Genomic DNA, 11,877 nt, shown 5'->3' on the forward strand with positions numbered 1-11,877 from the left:
CGTTGCTGCGCTGCGCCCAGGCGTAGGCGCCATCATGCGGCAGCACCTTGAGCAGGGTGTACACGTCGCCGGCGGCGGGGGCCAGCACGATGCCCCGCCAGGACTGGTCGATGCGGATGGACCGGAACCGCGGGTTACGGGCGTTGGCTATCTTTTCCAGGGGCAGGCCGGTGTGGGTGGCGGCGTCGAATTCGTCGAAGACCTCGGTGACCCGGTTGACGACGGACTTCTCCAGCTTGCCCAGGTCTGTGAGGAATCCCTTGTCGATGGCGAATGGCTTCCAGCCCTCACCGCCGTTGGCGATCGCCTCGGCCATGCGGTCGTAGGCTTCCAGGACGAGGCGCTTGGTGCGGTACTCGCCGAAGTCGCGCTCCTCGTGCTTGCGGACAACTGGGAACGAGTCGAGGACGTGCTGGGCCTCGTCGCGGTCCTGGCCGTAGATGTGGAGAAAGCCGGCATCGAGATCGGCGCCGAGAAGGGCGCGACGCTCGGCGTCCCAGCGGAACGGCGGGCCATCGTCGCCGAGGTCTTGTGCGTCTGGCTTCAGGCGTCGCGATGTGTACGACAGTTCGAGAACATATGGTTTGAGCCATGTTTCGAGGTGTTCGCTGCGGCGCCAGGGGGCGAGGCGGGCTGGGAGGGGCTCACCGCGATCTTCACTGCTCCCGAAGAGATCGACGTCCCGGCCATGCCCGTGAAGCCCCACCGATTCACCGCCAAGCTGAGCTACCGGGGCCAGCCTTTCGCATCCGTTCCGATCGAGGTCCCTACCGTCGAAGCCGGCAATGCCGACCAGTTCGACACCTGCTGGACTTGCAGCTTCTCGAAGGGCTGCAGCCCGATAGCGACCTCGTGCCAACGCGCAGCGCATGCATCGCGGTATTCGAAGCGTGCGCTCAGCATCCATGGCCGACGGAAGTCTCCGCGCTGCCCGACTGGCCGCCGATCCACTCGGGTGCGCCGGAGGGGCTGTTCAGCGAAATACAACTGGGAGCCGAATTGATAACGCTGGACGATATTAACACGAACCGTTATCATCAATTGGTGATCCGGTCGTTTCGGGACAAGCATACGGAGGCCATCTGGCGCCGCATCTACGTCAGGAAACTCGGCCCGCAGCTCACCAAAACCGCATACAACAAACTGGCTCTCATCAACGCCGCCGCAACCATCAACGACCTGCGGGTGCCGCCGGGCAACCGACTGGAGAAACTGGTCGGCAACCGGGCCGGGCAATACAGCATCCGGGTCAATGACCAGTGGCGCATCTGCTTCGCATGGGTCGGCGCCGATGCCGAGGACGTTGAGCTGGCCGACTACCACTAGAGAGGCCGACTACCACTAGAGAGGAGGACCGATGGCAGACTTTGCCCCAACTCACCCGGGCGAAATCTTGAACAGCGAGTTCCTGCAGCCGCTGGGGTTGTCCCAGTACAGGATCGCCAAGGTGATCGACGTTCCACCGCGGCGCATCAACGAAATCGTGCACGGCAAGCGGGCCATCACCGCCGACACCGCGCTGCGATTGTCCCGGGCGCTCGGTCTGAGCGACATGTTCTGGGTCAACATGCAGGCCCACTATGACGGCGAGATTGCCCGTGAGCGTCTTGCCGGCAAGCTGGACACCATCGAGTGCATCACCTGAACCGCATCGACTTGGGCGCGCGTGATGGCCCGGTCTGAAATCAAATCTGCAGCCGGGTCGGCGAACGGCCCCACGATGGTGTTGGCGCCGCTCGGCGCGTTGACACAAAGAGATAACCTCGCCCTCGTGGCAGCCAATCGCATGAACCGCGAACAATTCTTCCGCGTAGTGTCCGGGCTCGACGAGGAACGCCTGCGCAAGGCGCTGTGGAACCTTTACTGGCGCGGCACGGCGACCGTGCGGGAGCGCATCGAGGTCGAGCTGGCCGGCGACGGGAGCGCCCGCCCGCGGCGGCGCGCGCCGGAGCCGGCCGATCCCGAGACGGTGCGCGACGAGGTCGATCACTTCGTGTCGCTGGCCCGCTCCGGCGCCTACCTGGGCGGGGACCGGCGGGTGACACCGCGGGAGCGGTCACGCTGGCGTTTCACCTTCAAGCGGCTTGCCACCGAAGCCCAGGATGCGCTGCGCGCCGAGGATGCCGGGCCCGCGGCGTCCGCGCTGGAGCAACTGATCGACCTCGCGTGCGCCGCCCGTGACTACTACTACTTCCGCTCCGAGGATCCGGTGGCGGCGGCGGGCTTCGTCGTCTCCGATGCGGCGGCGGGGTTGTGGGCGTGGACGTGGGAACGCCAGGGGTTTGCGGTGTTCGCCGAAACGGCTGCGCCGCAGCTGATTCGGTGGGAGTCCCGGTACGGCTGGACCCGCTACGGTGACGGCCCGGTCGGGGCGAAGGAGACGACGCTCGCCGCCGTGCTCGCGCAGATGCTGCGCGTCGCCGACACCTGGGAAGGCTTCGCCGAACAGTACGTGCGGGCGCTGGACCGGCTGTCGGGCGGCGGCGCGTCGACGCGCCGAACGCAAAGTTCCGGCGGCGCCGGGCGAGAGCGGGCGGGCGCACTGGCCGAATGGCACGGTCTGCTGCTGGACAACCTCGCGGACTCCGACGGCGGCCCGCTCGACAGGATCGCCGCCCACCCCGCGTTGGGCGGTCCGGAGCGGACGTTTCTGGCCGCGCGGCTCGCGCACCGCCGCGGCAACACCGACGTCGCCCGCGACCTGACGGCGCGGTGTCTGCGAGACCTGCCCGGCCACAACCAATTCCGCGAATTCGCCGTCGAGATCGGCGCGACGCTCCCGGCGTGAACGCCGCCCGGTCGGCTACCCCAGGCCGAGCGCGTCGCGCAGCCGGTCGGCGTCCATGCCGCCGTGGGCGGCCGCGCCGGCGGGAAAGCTGTCCAGGAGTTTGATCAGGTCGCCGCGCCGGGTGGGGTCATCGGCGGCCTGGCGCGGCGTATACCCGTTGAGTGCGGGGATGGGCTCGTCGAGCCAGCGGGTCTCGTATTCGCGGATGAACTCGCCGAGAAAGCCGGCCACCTCGGGGTCGTCGGGGTCGAGCGCGCCCGCGCCGGTGATCGGCAGCTGTTCGGCCAGCTTGGCCGCCTCGCGGGCGTCACGCAGGGGGCGACGCTCGTCGTCGAGCACGCTCATCGCCGGGTCGAGACGTGCCAGCGTGGCCAGCACGCGATCCATCCGCCGCTCGCTGTTGGCTTCGATGCGCAGCGTGTGGCCGTCGAGGACCAGGGTGGCGCGAATCCGCTGCAGGCCGTCGGTGATGACGTGCTCGAACCACTGCGGCGGCTCCTCGCCGTCGACGCGGTCGTAGACCTCGTCGAGCGCGCCCTGAATCCCAGCCGGGTCCCCGACGCGCACGCCGGCCTGGCAGATCGCCAGCGGATCCCCCTCGGTGTTGACCAGCGTCGGCGGCGCGAACCGGCGGGTCAGCTGCGCCACCAGCGTCACCGGGTCAGGTTCGTCGTCGAGCAGCTCGATCAGCGGGTCACGTTCGTGCAGCGCGACCGGTTCGATCCCGCCGAAGAACACCATGGCGTCGCCGGTGGGCAACACGCGGGCGCACACCAGCTGCCTGGGTTGCAGTTGACGGCTGGCCGTCCGCTCGACCACTTCGTGGGTGTCGCCGGTGCGCACGTCGCGCACGGTGACACCCTGGCCGCGCCGCACCTGCTCGACTTCGAACACCGACCGTTGCACCAGCAGCCATTGCTGCGCCAGCAACCGCTCGTCGTCGGGCAGCAGCGAGCCGCGCATCTCGAGGAACTCCGCAAACGCGCCGCCCTCGAACAGCACCGCATCCAGCACCAGCGGATCGGCCATCGCCGCGGCCAGCGCGTCGTCGTCGTCGGGGTCGGCATACCGGCAGCGTTCGTGGCTCAACTCGGTCAGCAGGCCGGTCCAGCCGCTGGCCAACGTATGGTGGCACGCCTTCGCATACAACCAATTCACCCGCTCGGACAGCGGCAGTTCCTCGCGGCCGAGGTGGCATTTCTTGTACTTGCGGCCCGACCCGCACCAGCACGCCGCGTTGCGGCCCAGGTCGCGGCGCGGCTGGGCGCGGTGCCGCTCCAACAGCTCGACCAGCGGGTGGTCGGGGTCGGCGCCGGCGCGGCGCAGCAGCGCCAACCCGCGCTCGGCGTCGCCGCGATCGGAGGCGATGCGGGCCAAATCGAGCAGCGGCAGCGGCCAGTCGATATCCATCGACTCGGCCGCCAGCAGCTCGCGTTCGGCCGCGTCGATATCGCCGGTCCGCTCGTAGGCGACGGCGCGCAGCCAGCGCAACGCCACCCGCGCCGCCCGGGGCACCCTCGGCTCCAACACCTCCGCGAACAGGCCCAGCGCAGCCGCCCCGTCGGGGTCGGTGTCGACGGTCTCGGCCACCAGCAGCCGCGCCAGCATCGGGTCGGCCAGCGCGGCGCCGAGCGCACCGCCCAGCTCGAGGAACGGGCTGCTCGCGGGCTCCGCCGCGTCCTGGTCGGCTTCGGGCGTAACGTCCTGCGGCAGTTCGTCGGCGTCGGCGCTCAGCAGCAGCAGTGCCATCCGCTCGTGCAGTTTGATCAGCGTGTACAGCGCGAATGCGTCGTCGGGGTCGAGATCGTGGCGCAGGGCCAGAAGCGCGCACCCGCGGTCCAACCGCCACTCGTCGAAGTCGAACCCGGCGGGTGCCAGCCACTCGCCTTGATGCGCCAGACCGTAGTTGTCGGCGATCTCGCACAGCGGTGCCAGCGGCTTGGTGAACACCGCCGGATCGTCGACGCACGCGGTCCAGACCGCCTGGTCGAAGAACGTCGGCTCGTCGGCGTCGAGCAGGTCCGCCAACCGGGCGCCGACGCCGGCGTCACCGGGGGTGGGTGTGCCGATCAGCTCGACCGCGAGGCCGTCGGCGGTCAGCCGCACCCCGACCAGGTCGCCCTCGGAGGCCCCCAACGCCGCCAGCGTGCCCGGCTCCAGCAGCAGCGCCCCGTCCGGGTCGACCACCTCGGCTGGGATGTCACGCTGTTCGAGCAGCTCGTCGTCGAGCCCGGCCAGCACCAGCTCCACCGCCGACCCGTCGGTGAGCCGGCCGTACTGCTCGTGATCGCAGAGCGTGCTGATCGGGTTCAGGTCCGGGGTCACCGCGAACAGGTCGTGGACCGCCTCGTCCGCGCCGAGCCGGTGGGTGAACACCCGCCCGGCCAGCAGCGCGGGCAGCCACACCCATCGGTCGTCAGCCAACTGTGCTGCGCGGCAATCGATTTCGAGGCGCAGCGCGCCCAGGACGGCGTCCGAATCGGTCACGCCGGCATCTCGCAGCCGACGTGCGATGTCGTCCTCCTGTAAGGGGCCGTGTTCGGCCAGGATTGTCGCCAGGGTCCGCATCGGATCGATCGTTGCCGCCACGGTGAGCACCCTATGCCACACCGGGCCCGCGATTCGTGCCCGCGGGTGGCGTCGACGTTCCTGGGCTGATCGCCTGTCTGTGCCGGCGCATAGCATGGAGGACGCCGTGCGCACTATGGGCTTGGCGCACCGCGAAAGTTGCACTGAGAGGGACAGCGTGGCTGACCGCCTGATCGTCAAGGGCGCCCGCGAGCACAATCTGCGCGGCGTCGACCTCGACCTGCCGCGCGACGCGTTGATCGTGTTCACCGGGCTGTCCGGGTCGGGCAAGTCGTCGCTGGCCTTCGACACCATCTTCGCCGAGGGCCAGCGGCGCTACGTGGAGTCGCTGTCGGCCTACGCCCGCCAGTTCCTCGGCCAGATGGACAAACCTGACGTCGACTTCATCGAGGGCCTGTCGCCGGCGGTGTCCATCGACCAGAAGTCGACCAACCGCAACCCGCGCTCGACGGTCGGCACCATCACCGAGGTCTACGACTACCTGCGGCTGCTCTACGCCCGCGCCGGCACCCCGCACTGCCCGGTGTGCGGCCAGCGGATCGCCCGCCAGACCCCGCAGCAGATCGTCGACCAGGTGCTGGCCATGCCGGAGGGCACCCGGTTTTTGGTGCTGGCGCCGGTGGTGCGCACCCGCAAAGGCGAATTTGCCGACCTGTTCGAAAAACTCAACGCGCAGGGCTACAGCCGGGTCCGGGTCGACGGTGTGGTGCATCCGCTGACCGATCCGCCGAAGCTGAAGAAGCAGGAGAAGCACGACATCGAGGTGGTGGTCGACCGCCTGACCGTCAAGGCCAGCGCCAAGCAGCGGCTCACCGACTCGGTCGAGACTGCGCTGCACCTGGCCGACGGCATCGTGGTGCTGGAGTTCCCGGATCACGGAGCCCACGACGCCCAGAACCGGGAGCAACGGTTCTCCGAGAAGCTGGCCTGCCCCAACGGGCACGCGCTGGCCGTCGACGACCTGGAGCCGCGGTCGTTCTCGTTCAACTCGCCCTACGGCGCCTGCTCCGAGTGCAGCGGGCTGGGCATCCGCAAGGAGGTCGACCCGGATCTGGTGGTGCCGGACCCGGAGCGGACCCTCGCGCAGGGCGCGGTGGCGCCGTGGTCGATGGGGCACACCAGCGAGTACTTCACCCGGATGCTGGCCGGCCTCGGTGAGGCGATGGGCTTCGACGTCGACACCCCGTGGCGCAAGCTGCCGGCCGCGGCGCGCACCGCGATCCTGCAGGGCTGCGACGAGCAGGTGCATGTGCGCTACCGCAACCGCTACGGCCGCACCCGGTCCTACTACGCCGAGTTCGAAGGCGTGATGGCGTTCCTGCAGCGCAAGATGGCCCAGACCGAGTCGGACATGATGAAGGAACGCTACGAGGGTTTCATGCGTGACGTGCCGTGCCCGGAATGCCACGGGACGCGGCTGAAGCCGGAGATCCTGGCGGTGACGCTGGCGGCGGGGGAGCGCGGCGCGAAATCCATCGCGGAGGTCTGCGAGCTGTCGATCGCGGACTGTTCGGAGTTTTTGAACGCGCTCAGGCTGGGCACCCGTGAGCGGGCCATCGCCGGGCAGGTGCTCAAGGAGATCCAGTCGCGGCTGGGGTTCCTGCTCGACGTCGGGCTGGAATACCTGTCGCTGTCGCGGGCGGCGGCAACGCTGTCCGGCGGTGAGGCGCAACGCATCCGGCTCGCAACCCAGATCGGCTCGGGGCTGGTCGGTGTGCTGTACGTGCTCGACGAGCCGTCGATCGGTCTGCACCAGCGCGACAACCGTCGTCTCATCGAAACTCTCACCCGGCTCAGGGATTTGGGCAACACGCTCATCGTCGTCGAACACGACCAGGACACCATCGCGCACGCCGACTGGGTCGTCGACATCGGCCCGGCGGCCGGCGAGCACGGCGGGCAGATCGTGCACAGCGGCACCTACGCCGACCTGCTGCGCAACAAGAACTCGATCACCGGCGCCTATCTCTCGGGGGCGGAAAGCATTGAGACGCCGGCGATCCGGCGCCCCGTGGACAAGCGGGACAAGGGGCGACGGCTCACGGTCGTCGGCGCGCGCGAACACAACCTGCGCGAGATCGACGTGTCGTTCCCGCTCGGCGTGCTGACCGCGGTGACGGGTGTGTCGGGATCCGGGAAATCCACCCTCGTCAACGACATCCTGGCGGCGGTGCTGGCCAACAGGCTCAACGGCGCCCGCCAGGTCCCGGGCCGGCACACCCGGGTCACCGGGCTCGAGCATGTCGACAAATTGGTGCGGGTGGACCAGTCGCCGATCGGGCGCACGCCGCGGTCCAACCCGGCCACCTACACCGGGGTGTTCGACAAGATCCGCGCGCTGTTCGCGGCCACCACCGAAGCCAAGGTCCGCGGCTACCAGCCGGGCCGGTTCTCGTTCAACGTCAAAGGCGGCCGCTGCGAAGCCTGTTCGGGCGACGGCACCATCAAGATCGAGATGAACTTCCTGCCCGACGTGTACGTGCCGTGCGAAGTGTGCCAGGGCGCCCGCTACAACCGGGAAACCCTGGAGGTGCACTACAAGCACAAAACCATCGCCGAGGTGCTCGACATGTCGATCGAGGACGCGGCGGAGTTCTTCGCCCCGATCACCGGCATCCACCGCTATCTGCAGACCCTGGTCGACGTCGGCCTGGGCTACGTGCGGCTCGGGCAGCCGGCGCCGACACTGTCCGGCGGGGAGGCGCAGCGGGTGAAGCTGGCGTCGGAATTGCAGAAACGCTCCACCGGGCGGACCGTCTACATCCTCGACGAGCCCACCACCGGTCTGCATTTCGACGACATCCGCAAGCTGCTCGCGGTGCTGGGCGGTCTGGTCGACAAAGGCAACACGGTGATCGTCATCGAACACAACCTGGACGTGATCAAGACGTCGGACTGGATCATCGACATGGGCCCCGAAGGCGGCGCCGAGGGCGGCACCGTCGTCGCGCAAGGCACACCCGAGGATGTCGCGGCGGTGCCGGAAAGCTACACCGGCAAGTTCCTCGCCGAGGTGCTGGTCTCGCCGGCCAGCCCGCCGCGACGGTCCCAACGGCGGCGGCGGGTCAACGCCTGAGGTTCCTCCGGGCGCTGAGGTCTCTTCGGGCGCTTGAGTGTGCAGGTTGTGTCGGCGCGGCTGGCGACCGGCGGTGAAACGCCGCCAGAACAGTCGCTCAACGCGGTTTGGCCAGCGGGAACGGCAGCGTCTCGCGGATACTGCGGCCGGTGATCAGCATGACGACGCGGTCGACACCGATGCCGAGGCCGCCGGTGGGCGGCATGGCGTACTCCATCGCCTGCAGGAAGTCCTCGTCGAGTTCCATGGCTTCCGGGTCGCCGCTCGCGGCCAGCAGCGACTGCTCCTGCAGCCGGCGCCGCTGCTCGACGGGATCGGTCAGTTCGCTGTAGGCGGTCCCCAGTTCGACGCCCCAGGCCACCAGGTCCCAGCGTTCGGCGACTCCGGCCTTGCTGCGGTGCGGCCGGGTCAACGGGGACACCGACGTCGGAAAGTCGACGTAGAAGGTGGGTTGCTCGGTGCGCGCCTCGACCAGGTGCTCGTAGAGTTCGAGCACCAGCGCTCCGGCGTCCCACCGGGGCAGGTAGGGGATCCCGGCCGCGTCGGCAAGCTTGCGCAGGACAGCCACATCGGTGCCGGGGTCGACCTGTTCCCCGAGCGCCTCCGACACGGCGTCGTGCACGGTCGTGACCGGCCAGACGCCGGAGACGTCGACCGGCTCCAGGCCCTCTTTCGCGCCGTCCGGCCGGGGCCGCATCACCACCGGCGCGCCGTGGGCGGCCTCGGCGGCGTTTTGGATCAGCTCCCGGCAGCCGTCGACCCAGGTCAGGTAGTCGGCATGGGCCTGATAGGCCTCCAGCAGTGTGAATTCCGGGTTGTGGCAGAAGTCGACGCCCTCGTTGCGGAAGGCCCGGCCCAGCTCGAATACCCGCTCGACGCCGCCGACGCACAGCCGCTTCAGGTACAGCTCCGGCGCGATGCGCAGATACAGGTCCAGGCCGTAGGTGTTGATGTGGGTGACGAACGGGCGGGCGCTGGCGCCGCCGTGGACCTGCTGCAGGATCGGGGTCTCGACCTCGAGGAACCCCTTGGCCGTCAACGTCTCCCGGATGGCCCGCAGCACGCTGCTGCGGGCGGCGATCAGCTCGCGCGACTGCGCGTTGACCGCCAGGTCCACGTAGCGGCTGCGCACCCGCGCTTCGGGATCGGTCAGCCCGTTCCACTTGTTCGGCAGCGGCCGCAGACACTTGCCGGTCAGTCGCCAGCTGCGCACCATCAGCGACCGGGTCCCGTTCTTGGAAAAGCCCATCTGCCCGGTCACTTCGACCAGGTCGCCCAGGTCGACCGCCCGGGTGAAGTCCCGGCCGCGTGTGACGACGGAGTTGTCCAGCAGCACTTGCGTTTCGGCTGACCAGTCGCGCAGCTGCGCGAACAGCACGCCGCCGAAGTCGCGGATCCGCAACACCCGGCCGGACACCGACAGCGTCGTCCGGTCGTCGGCGGCCAACGCCTGGGCGATCGTATGACTGGGCGGCTGACCGACCGGGTAGGGGTCAACACCGTTGTCCTGCAACGTCTTCAACTTGTCCAGCCGAACCCGCATCTGTTCCGGCAGCCGAGACGGCCGCCCGGCATCGAAGACGTCCGCCCGCTGCAGGCTCGACAGATCCGGCGCCGTACCGTCCGGGTGCAGCATCCCGGTCGCCGACAGCCGATCCGGCACCGCCGAATGGAGCCCGGTGTGCTGCTCGTTGCGGCGGGTGAAGGGCAGCACCAGGAAACCCTCTGCGATCACCGACGCCACCCCGACCCGTGGAATCAGCCGGGCATCCTCGTAGCAGGCGTACCGGGGAACCCACTCGGGCTGGTACTTCATGTTCGAGCGATACAGCGTCTCCAGCTGCCACCAGCGCGAGAAGAACACCAGCAAGCCCCGCCACAACCGGGCGACCGGTCCCGCGCCCAGCTGAGCGCCCTGTTCGAACGCGGTGCGGAACATGGCGAAGTTCAGTGAAATACGGCCAATGCCAAAGCTTTCAGCGCGCAAAGCAAGCTCGCTGACCATCAGCTCGATCGTGCCGTTGGCCGACTGCGGTGAACGCCGCATCAAGTCCAGCGACGCGCCGTTGGTTCCCCACGGCACCAGCGACAGCATCGCCACCACGCGGGCGTCGCGGTCGACCGCCTCGACCAGCAGGCAGTCGGCGTCAGCGGGATCGCCCAACCGGCCCAACGCCATCGAGAAGCCCCGCTCTGACCCCGTGTCCCGCCAGGCGTCGGCGCAGGCGATGACCTGCGCCATCTCCGGCGCCGAAATCTCGCGATGCCGACGGATTCGCACCGACAGACCGGCCCGCCGGGCGCGCGTCACGCCCTGCCGCACGGCGCGCATGTCCGGACCGGACAGCCGGAAGCCGGCGGTGTGCAGAATGGCCTCGTCGCCCAGCTCCAGCGCGCTCAGCCCGGCGTCGCGAAATGCCCTGGCCCCCTGCGAGCTGGCACCCATCACGCCCGGCGCCCACCCGTAGGTCTGGCACAGTCGCAGCCACGCGTCGATGGCCTGCGGCCAGGCACGCGGGTCACCGATCGGGTCGCCGCTTGCCAGGCAGACGCCGACCTCCACGCGGTAGGTGATCGCGGCGCGGCCGCTCGGCGCGAACACCACCGATTTGTCGCGGCGGGTGGCGAAGTAGCCCAACGAGTCGTTTTGCCCGAACAACTCCAGCAGCCCGCGGATGGCCGATTCGTCCTCGCCGGTCAGCGCGTTCTCGGCGCGCTGCGACCGGAACAGCACGATCGCCGCGCCGATCAGCGCGAGCACGCCGAACAGCCCGCAGATCGCGTTGAGGACGACTTCCGGCCGGCCCGTGAAAGCGCTCGGGCCGGCCAGCGCGAAGCCGACGACCCGGTCCACCACGTACGGCAGCCGGTCCTGGGTTTCCAGCGAACCCGGAAACAGTTCGACCAGCCCCCAGGACAGCAGGATTCCGACCACCCACCCCGCCACCAACACCGCCGCGGCCTTGATGGGCGCGCCGCGGCGGACCTTGGCCCAAAACTCTCGGTAGCCCAAAACCAGGACCACGATGGCGGCCAGATGCAGAACCAGCCCGAGGCCTGCTCCGACGACATCCAACGCGGTGCGGTCGTCGGAGGTCAGGTCGTAGAGGTTCACGCCGGCGGCGAGCAGCAGGTTGCCCGTCAGCAACCACCAGGCGATGCGCTTGCGCGCACTGAGCGCCGCGGCCAGCAGCGCGAGCACGAACGACCACGCGAAGCTGGTGTCGGGAAAATTGAACAGGTACTCGTTGACGAATTCCCGCGGCAGCTTGATGACCCACCGGATGATCGGCGAGACGCTGGCCAGCAGCGACAGGGTGGCGACGACGCCGACGGTCCAGCCCGCGGCCGCGGGGACCCAGCGGTACCGGCTTGTCGGTCGACTCGTGGTGGTTGTCACAGACCGCGAGGATATTCGCTCCGT

Annotated in this window: 5 protein-coding genes and 3 pseudogenes; 5 read left to right on the plus strand and 3 right to left on the minus strand. The window is 69.1% G+C overall.

Annotation, left to right across the window (positions count from 1 at the left end; genetic code table 11):
* A pseudogene (locus ABDW21_RS05365) lies at nucleotides 1-706 on the minus strand (hypothetical protein); the annotation flags it as partial.
* Between ABDW21_RS05365 and ABDW21_RS05370 the strand changes: the two are divergent.
* The 4 genes and pseudogenes from ABDW21_RS05370 to ABDW21_RS05385 form a co-directional block, all read left to right on the plus strand.
* Nucleotides 623-972, plus strand: a pseudogene (locus tag ABDW21_RS05370) (hypothetical protein); the annotation flags it as partial. The pseudogenes ABDW21_RS05365 and ABDW21_RS05370 sit on opposite strands and share 84 nt — an antisense overlap.
* Before the next feature lie 72 nt (nucleotides 973-1,044).
* Nucleotides 1,045-1,326, plus strand: a complete 282-nt coding sequence (locus ABDW21_RS05375; protein ID WP_343600626.1) for a type II toxin-antitoxin system RelE/ParE family toxin — start codon at nucleotides 1,045-1,047, stop codon at nucleotides 1,324-1,326.
* Between the two features lie 31 nt (nucleotides 1,327-1,357).
* A complete protein-coding gene (locus ABDW21_RS05380) occupies nucleotides 1,358-1,645 on the plus strand; it encodes a HigA family addiction module antitoxin (protein WP_343600627.1) in 288 nt (95 codons plus the stop codon).
* Nucleotides 1,646-1,720: 75 nt separating this feature from the next.
* Nucleotides 1,721-2,248 (plus strand): annotated as a pseudogene (locus ABDW21_RS05385) (hypothetical protein); the annotation flags it as partial.
* A gap of 555 nt (nucleotides 2,249-2,803) precedes the next feature.
* On the opposite strand, the gene ABDW21_RS05390 reads toward ABDW21_RS05385, so the two are convergent.
* Nucleotides 2,804-5,356, minus strand: coding sequence for an SEC-C metal-binding domain-containing protein (locus tag ABDW21_RS05390; protein ID WP_343710170.1), 2,553 nt, complete (start codon nucleotides 5,354-5,356; stop codon nucleotides 2,804-2,806).
* A gap of 178 nt (nucleotides 5,357-5,534) precedes the next feature.
* Between ABDW21_RS05390 and uvrA the strand changes: the two genes are divergently transcribed.
* The gene (gene uvrA / locus ABDW21_RS05395; RefSeq protein WP_343710167.1) at nucleotides 5,535-8,453 is read left to right on the plus strand and encodes an excinuclease ABC subunit UvrA; all 2,919 of its coding nucleotides are present in this window, start codon (nucleotides 5,535-5,537) and stop codon (nucleotides 8,451-8,453) included.
* 97 nt (nucleotides 8,454-8,550) lie between these two features.
* Here uvrA and lysX read toward each other — a convergent pair whose 3' ends face one another.
* Complete coding sequence (lysX, locus tag ABDW21_RS05400) at nucleotides 8,551-11,853, minus strand: bifunctional lysylphosphatidylglycerol synthetase/lysine--tRNA ligase LysX (protein ID WP_343710168.1); 3,303 nt, start codon at nucleotides 11,851-11,853, stop codon at nucleotides 8,551-8,553.
* Nucleotides 11,854-11,877 lie beyond the last annotated feature (24 nt).

The organism is Mycobacterium sp. (genome assembly GCF_039583805.1).
Lineage (GTDB): Bacteria > Actinomycetota > Actinomycetes > Mycobacteriales > Mycobacteriaceae > Mycobacterium.

What these genes read in the sequence shown, in the direction of transcription:
- ABDW21_RS05380 (WP_343600627.1), top strand. Translation starts at nt 1,358, where the DNA reads ATGGCAGACTTTGCCCCAACTCACCCGGGCGAAATCTTGAACAGCGAG.
- ABDW21_RS05390 (WP_343710170.1), bottom strand. Translation starts at nt 5,356, where the DNA reads ATGCGGACCCTGGCGACAATCCTGGCCGAACACGGCCCCTTACAGGAG.